We start from the raw sequence: 15,944 nt of genomic DNA on the forward strand, positions 1-15,944 counted from the left end.
CTAATTAATTTGTTCTAAAAATTCGCTTGCAGCTTCAAGGCTTCGAGTACGGCGCATTGGGGGTAAGCTTTTCAAAAAAACTTGTCCATACTGGCGCGTCACTAAACGGTTATCACAAATGACAAGTACGCCTTTATCTTTATTATCTCTAATGAGCCGCCCAACCCCTTGCTTAAGCGCAATAACAGCCTGAGGTAATTGAATATAGGCGAACGGATCATGGCCTTGTAATTGCGCGTCTTGCATCTTTGCTTGTAACAATGGATCATCTGGCGCTGCAAACGGTAATTTATCAATAATAACACAACTTAATGTGCTGCCTCTAACATCAACCCCTTCCCAAAAAGAAGCAGTGCCTAAAAGGACTGCATTGCCGTGGCGGGTGAACTTTTCGAGTATGATCCGTTTTGACATTTGTCCTTGCATATATATGGGATAATCAATCTGCGTACTCAAACCTTCCGCGACTAAATGCATCATGCGGTAACTTGTGAATAATACAAAACACCGCCCTTTTGCAGCTTTAATTAAATCAAGGGTGAGCTTTACAATTGCATGCGGCATGTTTGCAGCATGCGTTTCAGGTAAATAACGCGGTAAACACAATAAAGCCTGCTTATAATAATCAAACGGGCTATCAACCATCATACTCTGTGCCGGTTTTAACCCAAGGCTGGCGTTAAAGTGTATAAGCTCATTATCAACCGATAATGTTGCCGAGGTAAATACAAAACCCGCGCCAGTGTCGGCCATCATTTTAGCAAATTTAACGGATACATTAAGGGGGGTTATATGTACCGTTAAATATCGACGCGTTGTTTCATACCAATAACTATTACCCGTTTGGCTAATATCAAATACCCGTTCTAATTGACCTTTAAAGGCTAAGGTGCGTTCAAATGGATGCTCTATTTTGTCGCTACGATCTAAACAATGTTTGAGTACTTGATATAAAAAATCGAGATCACTAATTACTCTGTGTAATGCTGCGCATATGTCCTTATTTGCCAGCATTTGTCGCCAATCGCCTCGGCTACCGTCTAAACCAAATTGTAAACGTAGATCAGCCACGCTGGTTTCAAGTTTATTAAGTGTTTTACCTAACTGCAGCATATCTGGAATGTCGGAACGGTAAATTGCACGTAAATCATTAATTAAGTCCACCAGCTTTTTGGTGCTAATACTTTCACCAAAGTAGTCACTGGCAATTTCACTTAATTGGTGTGCTTCATCAAATATATACGCGTCAGCTGTAGGGATAAGCTCAGCAAAGCCGGTATCTTTAACTGCCATGTCTGCAAAAAACAAATGATGATTAACCACCACAATATCTGCATCCATTGCGGTTAAACGGGCTTTGCGGATATAGCAATCTTGAAAATCAGGACATTCTTTACCTAAACAGTTATCCGCAGTGGAGCTTACGTAAGGCAATACTTTGGCATCTTCCTCAATGCCAATACAGTCAGCTAAGTCACCGGTACGTGTTTCACTGGCAAATTTAGCTACCATAGCTAGCTGATGCATTACATCTGAATCATCCGTAGGCACATGTGCAACATGTTGATTTAGTCGATAAGTACACAAGTAATTACTGCGCCCTTTTAACAGAGCTGTTTTTTTACTTGCACTTAATGCTTTAACCAATTGTGGCAAATCACGATGATATAGCTGCTCTTGCAGAGCTTTAGTCCCGGTAGATATAATCGTTTTTCCCTTAGATTTAAGGGCTGGGGCTAAGTAGGCATAGGTTTTACCAGTACCAGTACCGGCTTCAACCACCAGCTGCGAGCGATTTTTAAGTGCATCACTCACCGCTACAGCCATATCTATTTGTGGTTGACGTGGCGTATATCCATCAAGTGATAACGCTAACGGCCCGGTTGCACTAAAAAGCTCTTTGATAATCTCGTTCGCTTAACTAAATCTAATAGCAGGATTTTACGTAAGCCATAGAGTCAGAGCAAGAAAAGAAACCAATGGTTTTGAAATAACCCGTTTTTAACTTTAATTAAAAACTAACAAATATAATCAATATAAATACATATCCGAGGGTCTTGGTTAATAAATGCCGGTGATGACGTGATCAACGCATTATGTTCTTGAGCCAACCAGTTTGTCCCTTTGTAAATTGCAATGTCGCCGTCACAAAAGTGATTAATAACATGATCCTCAGGAGGTTTAATTTGGTGCGTTAGTTGCCCGTCGACTAAAGGTAAAAACGTTGCATTACTGTGTTCAATCCATTGTTCACCGGTACCGCCTACGGATGAAGCCATACGGGTAATCATTGTGTTTTTATGAAAAGCAGGGCTAATCGCATGGTCACAACTAATAACACGGATACCAATCTCTTTTGGTTCAAATAACACCTCAAACATACTTAACATTTGCTTTATATGCGTTGAGATTAAATCACCGTGTGCTGCCTTATTAAAAAGCTGCTCAACTTCAGTGTATAACTTAGGGTTTATTCCACCTTGATAGCGAATTAATTCTCCCTGACTATGTTGTGCATATTTTTTAGCCGCAGTCGAAAGTGCCCAGCTAGACTTACAGCAATAACACGCAAGTACAGTATTTAAATTATAAATTTGAGATAAAACATTTGCCTGTGTATCAATAGAATAAACAGGTGAAACTGTTTGTTCTTGTGAAAGTAACGCATGCATAGAACTAAAACCATAATGATATGTGATATTATATCAAATTAACATTTTTAGGTATTTTGGCAAGCCTTTAATACGAATATAATTATTTATTAAACAACGGAGTTTCTTATCAAGGTTGCGCCTTCCAGAAGATTAAATTTACTGCTTTGTACTTTGTATTTAGTTTGTAGTTAACTGTATTACGATGCTGATGCCTCATAGAAAATCGATAATGCAGCAAAAAAGAAGTTTACTGCTTAGTCCTCGATTTTTACTTATCCACGAATTCACAAACCTCTCATTGCAATTCCCCCTTCATATTGAATAAAATTAAACCAAGTAAAGTGCAACAGTTTTCACAGCACAGTAAAAATTACAGTGCTTAAAGGTTATGCCCATGTATCTAAGTGAGCTTCATCGTCTTCTGTTTTTTTCTGATTTTGAGTCGTTTCGAGCTGTTTTTTATTAATCTTATCTTTTCGTTCTATGTCACGTTTTTTACGTTTTTCACGTTCAACTACCGTCACGTTCGACTCTTTTAGACCCGCAATATGAAACGCGCCTTTTGATTGAAGTTGCAATTTAGTTATTTGCCCTAAATAAGGGATCATGATGTCCATACGTTCCTCCTTTTGTTACTCTTATTATCGACAGTTATAGCTTATTCTTTAATTTGTAGAAAAAAAACTTGCCTCACTATATAAAAATATGTTTTTCTATATGTGAAATTTATTTAACAGATTCAATTTCTTTGTTTACATATATTAAACGAAGATTTATAGGAAATATAATAATGCGCTTAAACCTGACAACAGTACATCATCACCACCATTCACCGGAATAACCTGTCAGGTCTTTCGCTGAGAGGTTATTCCTAAAAGGAACCTCTGGCGAGTCAAAATACAATGATTCATTTTCGCCCTGAGGTTCCCTCGGGGTTTTTAGTTTTTAAATTAAAGGAAAATGAATAATGAGTAACAGCAACCGTCTACGTATCGCCATCCAAAAAGGTGGCCGCCTTTCTAAAGATTGCCAAGATTTACTAAAACAATTAGGTGTTAAGCTTAATTTACGTGAGCAACGTTTAATTGCTCACTCAACTAATATGCCGATTGACGTACTGCGTGTGCGCGATGACGATATTCCAGGTTTAGTCATGGACGGCGTATGTGATTTAGGTATTGTTGGCGAAAACGTACTTGTTGAAGTGCAAGCAGAACGTGAACGCCAAGGCGTACCAAGCGAAGTAACTAAACTTTCAAAACTTGATTTTGGTTATTGCCGCCTTGCACTTGCATGGCCTTCAGAGCTTGGAAAACAAGAAAAAAGCTGGTTTGAAGGCAAGCGTATTGCAACAACCTACCCTGAAATTTTAACTCAATATCTAAAGCGTGAAGGGATCAATGCCAGCACAGTAATGCTTACAGGCTCAGTAGAAGTGGCGCCTCGAGCAGGACTTGCTGATGCAATTTGCGATTTAGTCTCTACTGGTGCAACACTTGAAGCTAACGGCCTAATGCAAGGCGATACTATTTTAGAATCAAACGCCTGCCTTATCCAAAATAAAGACTTACAAGATGCTGACAAACTAGCGCTTATTAATAAGCTTATGCCTCGCTTACGTGGTGTGAGACAAGCTAAAGAAAGTAAATACATCATGTTACACGCGCCAAAAAATAAGCTGGATGAAATCTGCGATATTTTACCAGGCTCAGGTCAACCAACCGTATTAGCACTAGCAGGCTCAGATGAATACGTTGCCCTGCACATGGTAAGCAGCGAAACATTATTTTGGGAAACCATGGAGCAATTAAAAGCGTTAGGCGCGAACTCCATCCTCGTTATGCCAATTGAAAAAATGATGGAGTAAGTCAATGTTGCGCTGGAATGAGGTATCCACTGACGCACAAGCTGCGGCGCTAATGCGCCCAGCGGTTAGTGCAAGTGCGGAAGTAGAAGCAATTTGCCAAGCAATTATGGCAAACGTAAAAGAGCAAGGCGATACAGCCTTACTAAACATGGCTAAGCAATATGATAACCGTGAAACACCTCGTTTATTAGTACCTCTTAGTGAGATTAATGATGCTGAGCAACAACTTAGCAGTGAGCTTAAATACGCAATTGATACTGCCTACGCTAATGTAAAACGTTTTCACCAAGCACAGTTACCTAAAGATATTAAATTGTCGACTCAGCCTGGCGTGCTATGCGAACTAAAATATCAAGCCATTGAAGCCGTAGGCATTTATGTACCCGGCGGCAGTGCGCCATTACCTTCATCGGTGATCATGCAAGGTGTGCTTGCGCAGCTTAGTGGCGCAAAAACAGTGGTTTTAACAACGCCAGTACAAGGCGACTTACCAATAAATCCAGCAATTTTATATGCGGCTAAACTATGCGGTATCAAAACAATCGTAGAAAGTGGCGGCGCCGGTGCAATCGCCGCCATGGCTTATGGTACAGACTCAGTGCCCAAAGTGAATAAGATCTTTGGCCCTGGTAACAGCTTTGTCACTATGGCTAAACAGCTTGTCGCACAAACTATTCCTGGCATGGCGATTGATATGCCTGCAGGCCCGTCTGAGGTATTAGTCATTGCAGACGAACGTGCCAACCCTGAATTTATTGCCGCTGATTTACTCTCACAAGCAGAGCATGGAACAGATTCACAAGTAATTTTACTCTCTAATTGCGCGCTAATTATTGCACAGACAGAGCAAGCTATTGAACGCCAACTTACAGCATTATCACGCCGTGATATAGCCGCTCAAGCATTAGCAAATTCATCGTTTATTTTGGTTGATTCTATCGAACAAGCATTTGATGTATCAGCGCAATACGGCCCTGAGCACTTAATTTTGCAACTTGCCGATGCCAATCCATATTTAGCTAAAGTTAAAAATGCCGGCTCAGTGTTTGTCGGTGATTACACCCCAGAGTCTGCGGGTGATTATGCGTCGGGTACTAATCACGTATTACCGACTTACGGTTATAGTGCAACGTATTCGAGCTTAAATCTGCTTGATTTTTTTCGTACTTATACGGTGCAAACAATCACCGAAAATGGTTTGAAAAACTTATCAAAAGCAATATTACCGCTTGCAGATGCAGAAGGACTTGATGCCCACGCAAATGCTGTAAAGGTGCGTTTAGAGGCTATGAATAGAGGCAATGAATAATGAGTAGTAACCCTTTATTACCCGCAAATATCGATGCATTAGCAGCGTATAGCTCGGCAAAAAGCGAAAAACTAACCGGCACAACGTGGTTAAATGCTAACGAAAGCCCATATGTTAAAAATATTGATATTACTATTAGTGACTTAAATCGCTATCCAGATCCACAACCAACAAGCGTTATCAATCGCTATGGCGAGTATGCAAAGCTCAACGCCGATCAAGTATTAATGACCCGTGGAGCAGATGAAGGCATTGAGTTGCTGGTTCGCACTTATTGCCAACCAGCGACAGATTCAGTTGCTTTATTTTTACCAACTTATGGTATGTATAAAGTAACCGCCGATACCCATAATGTCGCGATTAATGGATTAAGCCAAGCACTGCTATTAGAAGGCTCAGTTGATGAAATAATCACAGCTGTTGATAACAGTAAACTAGTGTTTATTTGTAACCCCAATAACCCAACAGGCAGCATAACGCCGCTTGATAAAATCAAAGCTATTGCCACAGCACTTGCAAATAAAGCATTGGTTATTATTGATGAAGCCTATATTGAGTTTTGCCCAGAGCAAACCGCAAGCAGCCTTATTAATGAATTTGCCAACGTGGTTGTATTGCGTACACTTTCTAAAGCCTTTGCATTAGCTGGCCTGCGAACAGGCTTTACCCTTGCACAAGAGTCAGTACTAGCACCTATTCGCAAAGTCATTGCGCCGTATCCGGTATCAACGGTCGTCGCAAGCATTGCTGCGAGAGCTCTAAGCCCAGATGCAATTACTTCAATGCGTCGCCAAGTAAGTATTCTAAATGCGCTCAAAATAAAACTAAAGCAGTGGTTAGAAGCATCCCCTGCTGTATTAAAAGTATTAAGCGGCGAAGGTAACTTTGTAACGCTAAAACTAGCTAACAAAAACAGCTTTAATATTGCCCTTGAGCAAGGCCTAGTGATGCGTTCATTTACTTTGTACGGCGAAAACGACTGGCTGCGCATTTCAATCGGTAGTGAACAAGAATTAGAACAAGTAAAAAGTTGGTTAGATGGGCTTAGCCAATCAGCCACGCTAAAAGAGCAGGAAGTATCATGAGCAACCCTTATTTATTTATCGACCGTGACGGCACTATCATTGCCGAGCCAATTACCGACAAGCAAGTAGACAGCCTAGAAAAATTAGAGTTTTTACCCAATGTGATCCCTGCCCTATTACAGTTGCAAGGTTCGGGTTACCGTTTAGTAATGGTGTCGAACCAAGATGGTTTAGGCACTGACAGCTTTCCAACAGCTGACTTTGATATTGCCCAAGATAAAATGATGGATATTTTGTCTAGCCAAGGCATTAAATTTGACGAGGTATTAATTTGCCCTCACTTTGATGAGCAAAACTGTGATTGCCGTAAACCTAAAACAGGCTTGTTAACACAGCTTATGCGTTCAGGCAAAGTTGATTTAGGCCGTTCATTTGTGATTGGTGACCGTCAAACTGATATTGGCCTTGCGCAAAATTTATGTTGCGAAGGCATATTATATGACGGTGATTGGAACGCAATTGTTACCAAGCTGACGACAGCAGATCGTAAAGGCCGTATCACTCGTAACACCAAAGAGACGCAAATTGATGTAAAAATCAATTTAGATCAAAACAAAAATGGTGAGATCAGCACCGGCCTTGGCTTTTTTGATCACATGCTTGACCAAATTCGCACGCACGCCAATATTGGCCTTGATATTCAAGCCAGTGGTGATTTACACATCGACGAGCATCACTTAGTTGAAGATATCGGCATCGCGCTTGGTTTGGCACTTAAACAAGCGCTTGGCACTAAATCGCAAATTGCCCGCTATGGTTTTGCCCTGCCTATGGATGAATGCAAAGCAGAGGCACAAATTGATTTATCAGGGCGTGCGTCTTTTGTTTTAAACGCGAACTTTAGCCGTGAAAAAGCCGGTGATTTAGACGTACAAATGGTTGAGCACTTTTTCAAAAGCTTAAGTGACAATGCAGCAATTAGCTTAATATTGTCAGTAAGCGACGGTAACTGTCATCACCAAGTGGAAGGTTTATTTAAAGCATTCTCTCGTGCCTTGCGCATGGCTGTTGCGGCCGACGCCAGTCAACAAACTGCCAGCTCTAAAGGATGCTTATGATTGCCATAATTAATACCGGTTGTGCCAATATAAACTCGGTACGCTTTGCGTTTGAACGCCTTGGCCAAACACCCGAGGTGATCACATCCCCTGAGCAGCTTAAAAACTTTGAACGCGCTATTTTACCCGGTGTTGGTCATGCGTCAGTTGCTATGAAACGCCTTATTGAAGGTGGTTGGCAAGAAGCTATTAACGACTACCAACGCCCATTGATGGGGATTTGTTTAGGCATGCAATTACTCTGTGAGAGCACTGAAGAAGGTAATGTGCAGTGCTTGGGTAAAATCCCTGGGCAAGTGAAAGCCCTTGATGTAGGCAGCTTAACCTCACCACACATGGGTTGGAATAATCTTATGGTTAACCGCGGGCATGCCTTAACTAAAGGCCTTGATATAAACGACCAAGTGTATTTTGTACACAGTTTTGCGCATACAGTGAATGATGCCACGCTAGTAAGCGGCGAATACGGGCAAACTTTTTCAGCCATTGTTGCCAACGATAACTATGCGGGTATGCAATTTCACCCAGAGCGCAGCGCAAAAGTCGGCACCCGTTTATTACAAAACTTTTTAGACTGGCAAGTTTAGTCAACAAATTATAAAGAGAATTTAACGTGATTATTCCAGCATTAGATGTATTACAAAATCAAATCGTGCGCTTATATCAAGGTAAATACGATACCGCACAGTTTTACCCGTTTGAGCTTGGCGCTCGCTTACAAGAATACGCACAAAGCGGCGCAGGTAAATTACACCTTGTTGATTTAGAAGGCGCACGGGATCCAAACAAAAAACAATGGCAACACATTCAAGCAGCCACTAAAGCACTAAATGTGCCGTATCAAGTTGGCGGCGGCATTCGTACTGAACAAGACGTAAGCGACTGGCTTAAAGCCGGTGCCAACCAAGTTGTAATTGGCTCTATGGCAGTTGAAAAGCGCGATGAAGTAAAAGGCTGGATTGAAAAATTTGGCGCACAGCATTTTGTTATCGCCCTTGATGTAAATAAAACAGACAGCGGCTGGGCCCCTGCCACTCACGGTTGGTTAAGTGAATCTGAATTTGGCTTATTTGAGCTAGTGGACTTTTATGTTGCACTTGGCGTTATTGATTTTTTGTGTACGGACATCAGCAAGGACGGCACTATGACCGGCCCTTCATTTGCTTTGTACCAAGATTTAGCAAAGCACAACAGCGACATTAAAGTACAAGCCTCTGGCGGCGTAAGTTCACTCGATGACATTAAAAAGCTTAAAGAGCTAGGCGTAGGCGGTGTTATTTTAGGTAAGTCATTGCTCGATGGCGCATTTAATGTTGAGGAGGCGTTGGCATGTTATCAAAACGCATAATCCCGTGTTTAGACGTTAAAGACGGCCAAGTCGTTAAAGGCGTTAAATTTAAAGGTCACGAAGTCGTTGGTGATATATTAACAATGGCTAAAGCGTATAGCGAAGCCGGTGCTGACGAACTCGTATTTTATGAAATTAGCGCAAGTGTTGAAAAACGCCTACTCGATGTAAATTGGGTCGAAAGCATCGCCCGTCATATCGACATTCCATTTTGTGTAGCCGGTGGTATTAAATCGGTCGCCGATGCTGCACGCGTGCTAGAGCGCGGCGCAGATAAAATCAGTATCAACAGCCCTGCTATAGCACGCCCTGAACTTATCAAAGAGCTACATGATGAGTTTGGTAAGCAATGTGTGGTCGTCGGTATTGATAGCTTTTATGATGACGTAACTGGCGAGTATTTAGTGTATCAGCTAACTGGCGATCCCAATGCATCAAGCCGTACACGTTACAAAACGCAGGAATGGGTTAAACGCGTGCAGGACTTAGGCGCAGGCGAAATTGTACTCAACTGCATGAACCAAGATGGCGTGCGTAACGGCTACGATAACGAGCAACTATCTAAAATGCGCGCTTTGTGTGATATTCCACTGATTGCCTCTGGCGGCGCGGGCAGCATGCAAGATTTTGTTGATGTATTTAAACAAAGCCAAGTAGATGGCGCACTCGCTGCGAGTGTTTTTCACAAAAACGTGATCAACATTGGCGAATTAAAACAGTATTTAACAGATAACCAAGTGGCGGCGCGTTTATGCAACTAACTAAAGAAAACCTCACTCAAGTCGACTTCGCGAAAAGCGAGCTTATCCCAGCCATAATTCAAGATGCTCGCACCGGGGTTATTTTAATGCAAGGGTTTATGAATCAAGAGTCCCTTGAGGTCACCTTTGAAAAGCAAAAAGTGACCTTTTATTCACGTTCAAAAAACCGTTTATGGACGAAGGGTGAAACCTCTGAGAATTACTTAGAAGTAGTGTCGGTCCATACAGATTGCGATTACGATTCAATATTAGTGCTCGCCAACCCACTTGGCCCAACCTGTCATTTAGGCACGCAAAGTTGTTTTGGTGATGCCGCTAAACCAAGCTTGAGCTTTCTAGCACAACTTGAACAAGTGATTGTAGAGCGTAAAAACGACGACCCTGAAAAAAGCTACACAGCGTCACTTTTTGCTAAAGACTTAAGCCGTAGCTGCCAAAAAGTCGGTGAAGAAGGTGTAGAAGTTGCTCTAGCCGCAATGAAACACGACAACGACGAGCTAACGAATGAATCAGCCGATTTGTTGTATCACCTAATCGTGTTACTACAGCGTCAAGGTTTAGAGCTTCAAGACGTTGTAACATGTTTGCAAGGGCGTCATAAATAACTATCACAATGCGAATAAAGCGCTGGGCTTGGCTAAGCTGAGCGCTTTGCAAAGGATATTTCAATTTTACCGATTACAAACCCAGGCATCCCGCCTTAGCTTATATGACACTGTATATAAATATAATAAATTAAGCACTTCCACTTAGCACATTTAAAAAAATAGTTGACAATTACAGACAGCTACGTAATCGAGAAAAAGAAGCTTATTTAGGTCTTCTCCCCTTTAATACCTGGAGCACTCTGTGTAATGGAGAGACCTTTAAACTGATCACCACCTGCTCATCTTCCATTTACAAATATCAGTTAAACTCTAATTACTAAATTTTAAAGGTAAAATAAGAGTGACTAAAAATAATTCACTTCGCTTTAAACCTTTCTAGCGCTTTGTGCGACTAAACTAAAAACATGACAAGAATAGAAAGGGAATAATGATGATTAATATATTTACACGACTTACTCTAATCAGTGCCGTACTCGTATCAACTCAAGCTTTTGCTTGGAATAACGATATGACATTACAGAACACAAAACAGCTGACACTTGATGCGCAGTCGCTAACGGCATTAAAGGTCGAGGCAGGATCAGGTTTTTTAAATATAGTGGGCAGTGATACAACTGCAATCACTGTAAAAGCTGAAATTTACCAATATGAAGCGCACGACAATTACTGCCTTAATTTAGCTAACAAAGGCACAACAGCACAGCTCACTGCAAATAATTGTAATAGTAATAATGACCAGCAAACACGCATTGACTTAACAGTGGCATTACCGAAAACATTTAGCCTGGATATTACCGACGGCTCAGGCGCGATTTTAATTGAGAATACGGCTGCAACAAAAATTCATGATGGCTCTGGCGCAATAAATGTTGACACTATTAAAGGTGACTTAATCATTGAGGATGGATCAGGTGGCATTACTGTCAACAATGTCAGCGGCACGGTGGATATACATGACGGTTCAGGAAGTATTGATTTAACTAATACCCTTAGTGATGTAAAGGTTCATGATGGCTCTGGCAATATCAATATTGAAAATGTGGATGGCGATGTGTCGGTAACCGATGGATCAGGTGGAATTTATGTTGATACAGCAGCAAGCTTCACTTTAGTTGCTGACGGCTCCGGTCGTGTTAAAATAAAAAATGTACAAAAGCAAACACTTTAACGTTTATTTACGCAATGACTTTGTTTAAGTAATGATAGTGCTCAGCACTGGGGCATGTAATTTCCAGTACTGAGTACTGATATACCCAACAATTCTCAATAACCCATTTGATAAAAAATCAAACCGCCCTTTTATTTTCACCTCTTTCATAGCATTTTTTCAAGCCCTTAGGTATCCTTAACATCACTTCGAAGGATTAGCTATTACAAAAGGATAGCGCATTATGAAAAAGTCTTTATCAGTATTGTTAACTGGCCTAATTTTATCTGGCTGCACAAGTTTAACCACCGAACAACAAACAACTATTGATAATCTTACTCCCTGTGAAAAAATCAACGGGTTATTGAATGCCTATGATAACCGCTTTGAAGAGTTAAAGGGCACACGTGTTAATACTAAGTACATGGAAACGTGGACTGCAAAATACGATCTGGTTGGTGAGGATTGCCAAATAACAGCCGTTGATGCACAGACGATTACATATCGTTGCCAAGGCGATTTTAAAGAGCAAACAACCGCCGTTGCATTACACCAAAAAGCGGTCGATTTTACCCGTGAATGTTTAGTACAAAAAAACTGGCTTGAAAAGCAAAAAGAATCAGCAGACTCATTACGCACTACTTTTGTATTGGATGACAAAACTCCTGTAATTTCAATTCACACTGCAAAGACTTTATCGCGCACCACACCGTGGTCTACTTCATTAGAAGTTGGTAAACCAATATCAAGCAAATAGCGACAATTTAATATATAAACCCATACCACCTCACAATGCTGAACCCAACGTTTCACAGGAACTTAATCTCAGGTATTACTTTGCAATAATGGTAGTCCCTTTGAAGGTGGAGTGGGTATATGCCCACTTAAACTGGCCTTTAAATATCACGCAACTTTAAAAAAGACATTATGACTTCACCAATTAAATCAAACACCCTCCCGCTAAAAACCGACTGCATTGGCAAATGCCACCGCTTAAAGGGCTACTGCACAGGCTGTGGGCGCACCAGCGAAGAGATTTTTGATTGGATTATATTATCCGATAGTGAGAAAAAAGCGATTTTAGAAACGGTTCGACACGATAATTAGTAATAGGCGCTTTTGGTAGCCAAAACGCCAATCTGAATATGTTTAAGCTTTATCTAACGCTTGACTAATATCAGCGATAATGAAACTTGAAACTGAACTTAAAATGACACCCATTTTAATTTTCATCGGAAGTAAAACTGTTTTCCTTTTCTTCCTACAGAGGACTTTCACCTCATAAGTCAATGCCCATGTCGGGCGTACATAAGTTGCTTATACGGAAAAATAACAGTTGGCCATCGCTTCGCGATTATAGCCAACCATTATTTTCCGCTTAGCAAAGCGTTTTATAAATACCTAAAGGATTGAGTGTGGACGTTACATTTTTTGCAGAAAAAAAAGGGGGCGATATAAATAGCTTTGATGAAGTACCTGAAAATTCATTACTAGGTGGCGGTCGTTTTACCAAGGATCAAATTGGAGATTTGCTTGGCTGCTTTAAATGTTCAGCTTCTGCTTTAAGCGACAACCTTTGGGTACTCCCAACGAGTTTTTCTGAAAACTTAGCAGTAATTGATGATGAGCAATTAAAAAATATTGCCATTGATTGGGCGGATGAACACTCATGGGGAAAATACTAATGTTAACTCTATGGATTTAGCTGGTCACTTATTAGAACTAAAGTATGCGTATCTATCTCATTGAAATACAAGAATTTTTGCACTATTTGAGTAAGTATTTATAAAAAGTAGTTCAAGCGGGACTAAAAACAGTTTGCTCGGTTTCGCTACACTCTGCCAACCTACGTAATAACCAAAAAAGGCGCTTCCGGTTAAGGTAAGCGCCTTTTGATTATTTTAGCTATTACTTATTTTACGATTTTCATTTCGTCTAATAAATTTTCTGCGTTATCAACTTTATCCATCACCCATAACATATAGCGTGAATCGACGTGGATTGAGCGGTTAAGTGCAGGGTTATAATCCCAATCGCCAATGATGCTTTCATAAACACCGTCAAAGAGTAAACCAACAAGCTCAGCTTTGCCGTTAAGTGTTGGTGAGCCTGAATTACCGCCTGTTGTGTCAACATTTGATAAGAAGTTAACTGGCACAGTATTCATACCACCGGTGTAATCGCCATACAACTTAGCTTTGATCTGTTTTTGTAGATTTTCAGGCGCGTTGAATGGGTCAACATTGGTGTTTTTAGCGAGTAAACCTTCAAGTGAGGTAAATGGCGTTGCAACCAAACCATCTTGTGGCGAATAACCACCAACCGTGCCATACGTAACACGTAAAGTGCTATTAGCATCAGCATAAACTGGTTTATTTTGTGCTTTGTTAAATGCAATGATTGCACTCATTAGTTGCGGGCGTGCAGCTTGTAATTTACCAGCAAGTGCTTTGTCTTTATCTTCTTCTGCTTTCATTACTGCAAATATCGCTTTAGCGTATTGCATAAATGGGTCTTCGCTTTGTTCTACTTGCGCTAAAGATTGTTCAAATAACGCTAAACGAGCGGCTTCATCATTAAGTGATGAATTTGCGTACATTTGCGAGAGTAATTCACTGTGCTTTGTTTTATCAAACCCATTTTGTAGTTTAAATGCGTTATCAACATCTTCAAAACGTTCTGCTTTTGGTAACGCAGCATACAACTCTAAAAAGTGTAATAAAATTGCTTTATCAACTGTTGCATCAAAACGACGTGTCATACGCTTTAAGCCCGCTTCAAAACGCGGTAAATCACGTTCTTGATAACCAGACTCACGCTCTGCATTTGGCTTTTGTTTTTCATATGCTAAACGATATAAACCACGTGCAGTGCTGATCATTTGCGAACGATGTACATAGCCAAGCATACGGTCACGTTCATTATGATTTTGAGACTGTGCAACTAAAGCCGACAATTCATCTAAGATTTTACCGTATTGATTTTTACGTTTGCGATCGCTATTGATCCAGTTTGTTAAGTCTTGCTCAAACTGATTTTTACGCTCAAACATACTGCCTTTATTAAAGCTTTCAATCATTGAACCGTAGTTTTTAATGTAGTTGTTGTAGCCTGCAATTGTGCTTTCATAAGCAATTCGCGCTTTACTACCGTCTTCTGAGTTTTCTTCAATCAAAGACACATACTTTGAGTTATGTTTACGCGCTTTTGGGTAGCTGGTGTTAAATACATAATCAACTTCCGCAGCAATTCGGTAGCGATTAGTGCCCCCCGGGTAACCTGTTACCATAACAAAGTCGCCCTCTTGAACGCCTTTGGCACTTACACTTAGGTAAGAGTCTGGTACGTACGGTACATTGTCTTCACTAAATTCAGCTGGCTTACCATCTTTACCAACATAGGCACGGTAAAATGCAAAATCACCGGTGTGACGTGGCCACATCCAATTATCGATATCGCCGCCGTATTTTCCTACACCCATCGCTGGCGTATATGCTAAACGTACATCTTTAATTTCTAATGATTTAATAAGGTAAAACTCTAAACCACCGTGGAATGAATATACGTTGCAACGGTAATTGTCATCAGCTTCACACTGAGCAACGAGGGCTTTTTCATTTTTTTCAAGCGCATCGTAACGTGCTTTTGCGCTCAACTTTTCAGTGCCTTTGATTACTTTATCAGTTACGTTGGTCACGGTTTCTGTAACATACACGCGCGATCCTGGTGCCGCAGGTAAATCCTCAGCGGGTGTTTTTGCTAAAAAGCCGTTTTCTAAAATGTTATTTTCAGGCGTTGAGTTATATTGAATAGACCCATAAGCACAATGATGATTGGTAACGACTAAGCCTTTTGGTGACACAAAAGATGCCGTACACCCACCTAAACTAATTACAGCATTCATCGGGAATTCTGTAAGCTTAGAAATAGATTTAGCATCAATTTCAAGCCCTTTTGCTTTTAGTATTGATTCTAGTTCTGGAAGTTGATGTGGCTGCCACATTCCTTCATCTGCAATAACTGTCGTCGAAAATGCAACAGCAAGTGTTGCAATGAGAGGTTTTAAACGCATTTTATAATCCTTTTTATTTTATCCGCAATAGGGTA

Annotated in this window: 16 protein-coding genes; 12 read left to right on the forward strand and 4 right to left on the reverse strand. The window is 40.7% G+C overall.

Going from position 1 to position 15,944, the window contains the following annotated elements:
• The 3 genes from HH219_RS08520 to HH219_RS08530 all read right to left on the reverse strand — a co-directional run bounded on the left by HH219_RS08520 (position 1) and on the right by HH219_RS08530 (position 3,271).
• Positions 1-1,827 (reverse strand): ATP-dependent DNA helicase, encoded by a 1,827-nt coding sequence (locus tag HH219_RS08520; protein ID WP_211842077.1) that lies wholly within the window; start codon positions 1,825-1,827, stop codon positions 1-3.
• Positions 1,828-2,018: 191 nt separating this feature from the next.
• Positions 2,019-2,672: a DUF1826 domain-containing protein gene (locus tag HH219_RS08525; RefSeq protein ID WP_169327163.1), complete on the reverse strand. Its 654-nt coding sequence runs from the start codon at positions 2,670-2,672 to the stop codon at positions 2,019-2,021.
• 368 nt (positions 2,673-3,040) lie between these two features.
• Positions 3,041-3,271, reverse strand: coding sequence for a hypothetical protein (locus HH219_RS08530; RefSeq protein ID WP_169327164.1), 231 nt, complete (start codon positions 3,269-3,271; stop codon positions 3,041-3,043).
• Between the two features lie 350 nt (positions 3,272-3,621).
• Between HH219_RS08530 and hisG the strand changes: the two genes are divergently transcribed.
• The 12 genes from hisG to HH219_RS08590 all read left to right on the forward strand — a co-directional run bounded on the left by hisG (position 3,622) and on the right by HH219_RS08590 (position 13,522).
• Complete coding sequence (gene hisG / locus HH219_RS08535; RefSeq protein ID WP_054203749.1) at positions 3,622-4,521, forward strand: ATP phosphoribosyltransferase; 900 nt, start codon at positions 3,622-3,624, stop codon at positions 4,519-4,521.
• Between the two features lie 4 nt (positions 4,522-4,525).
• Complete coding sequence (gene hisD / locus HH219_RS08540) at positions 4,526-5,830, forward strand: histidinol dehydrogenase (RefSeq protein ID WP_169327165.1); 1,305 nt, start codon at positions 4,526-4,528, stop codon at positions 5,828-5,830.
• Entirely contained in the window at positions 5,830-6,915 is a 1,086-nt protein-coding gene (hisC, locus tag HH219_RS08545) for a histidinol-phosphate transaminase (protein ID WP_169327166.1), read from the forward strand. The genes hisD and hisC overlap by 1 nt, the downstream gene beginning before the upstream one ends.
• Complete coding sequence (gene hisB / locus HH219_RS08550) at positions 6,912-7,973, forward strand: bifunctional histidinol-phosphatase/imidazoleglycerol-phosphate dehydratase HisB (RefSeq protein ID WP_169327167.1); 1,062 nt, start codon at positions 6,912-6,914, stop codon at positions 7,971-7,973. Before hisC ends, hisB begins: the two co-directional genes overlap by 4 nt.
• Positions 7,970-8,560 carry an imidazole glycerol phosphate synthase subunit HisH gene (hisH, locus tag HH219_RS08555; protein WP_054203753.1) on the forward strand — a complete coding sequence of 197 codons (591 nt, stop codon included), beginning with the start codon at positions 7,970-7,972 and terminating at the stop codon, positions 8,558-8,560. The genes hisB and hisH overlap by 4 nt, the downstream gene beginning before the upstream one ends.
• Before the next feature lie 26 nt (positions 8,561-8,586).
• Entirely contained in the window at positions 8,587-9,321 is a 735-nt protein-coding gene (locus HH219_RS08560; RefSeq protein WP_169327168.1) for a 1-(5-phosphoribosyl)-5-[(5-phosphoribosylamino)methylideneamino] imidazole-4-carboxamide isomerase, read from the forward strand.
• Entirely contained in the window at positions 9,303-10,082 is a 780-nt protein-coding gene (gene hisF, locus HH219_RS08565) for an imidazole glycerol phosphate synthase subunit HisF (RefSeq protein WP_054203755.1), read from the forward strand. The genes HH219_RS08560 and hisF overlap by 19 nt, the downstream gene beginning before the upstream one ends.
• Positions 10,073-10,687, forward strand: a complete 615-nt coding sequence (gene hisIE, locus HH219_RS08570; protein ID WP_169327169.1) for a bifunctional phosphoribosyl-AMP cyclohydrolase/phosphoribosyl-ATP diphosphatase HisIE — start codon at positions 10,073-10,075, stop codon at positions 10,685-10,687. Before hisF ends, hisIE begins: the two co-directional genes overlap by 10 nt.
• Before the next feature lie 430 nt (positions 10,688-11,117).
• Positions 11,118-11,858, forward strand: a complete 741-nt coding sequence (locus HH219_RS08575) for a hypothetical protein (RefSeq protein WP_169327170.1) — start codon at positions 11,118-11,120, stop codon at positions 11,856-11,858.
• A 223-nt stretch (positions 11,859-12,081) separates the two neighbouring features.
• Positions 12,082-12,594 (forward strand): hypothetical protein, encoded by a 513-nt coding sequence (locus HH219_RS08580; protein WP_169327171.1) that lies wholly within the window; start codon positions 12,082-12,084, stop codon positions 12,592-12,594.
• A gap of 170 nt (positions 12,595-12,764) precedes the next feature.
• Positions 12,765-12,944, forward strand: coding sequence for a DUF1289 domain-containing protein (locus HH219_RS08585; RefSeq protein WP_169327172.1), 180 nt, complete (start codon positions 12,765-12,767; stop codon positions 12,942-12,944).
• Between the two features lie 308 nt (positions 12,945-13,252).
• Positions 13,253-13,522, forward strand: coding sequence for a hypothetical protein (locus HH219_RS08590; protein WP_249118480.1), 270 nt, complete (start codon positions 13,253-13,255; stop codon positions 13,520-13,522).
• A gap of 227 nt (positions 13,523-13,749) precedes the next feature.
• Here the strand turns inward: HH219_RS08590 and HH219_RS08595 are convergent, their stop codons facing one another.
• The gene (locus HH219_RS08595) at positions 13,750-15,909 is read right to left on the reverse strand and encodes a S46 family peptidase (RefSeq protein ID WP_169327173.1); all 2,160 of its coding nucleotides are present in this window, start codon (positions 15,907-15,909) and stop codon (positions 13,750-13,752) included.
• Positions 15,910-15,944 lie beyond the last annotated feature (35 nt).

The sequence above is a fragment of the Pseudoalteromonas sp. NEC-BIFX-2020_015 genome (assembly GCF_012952265.1).
Lineage (GTDB): Bacteria > Pseudomonadota > Gammaproteobacteria > Enterobacterales > Alteromonadaceae > Pseudoalteromonas > Pseudoalteromonas neustonica.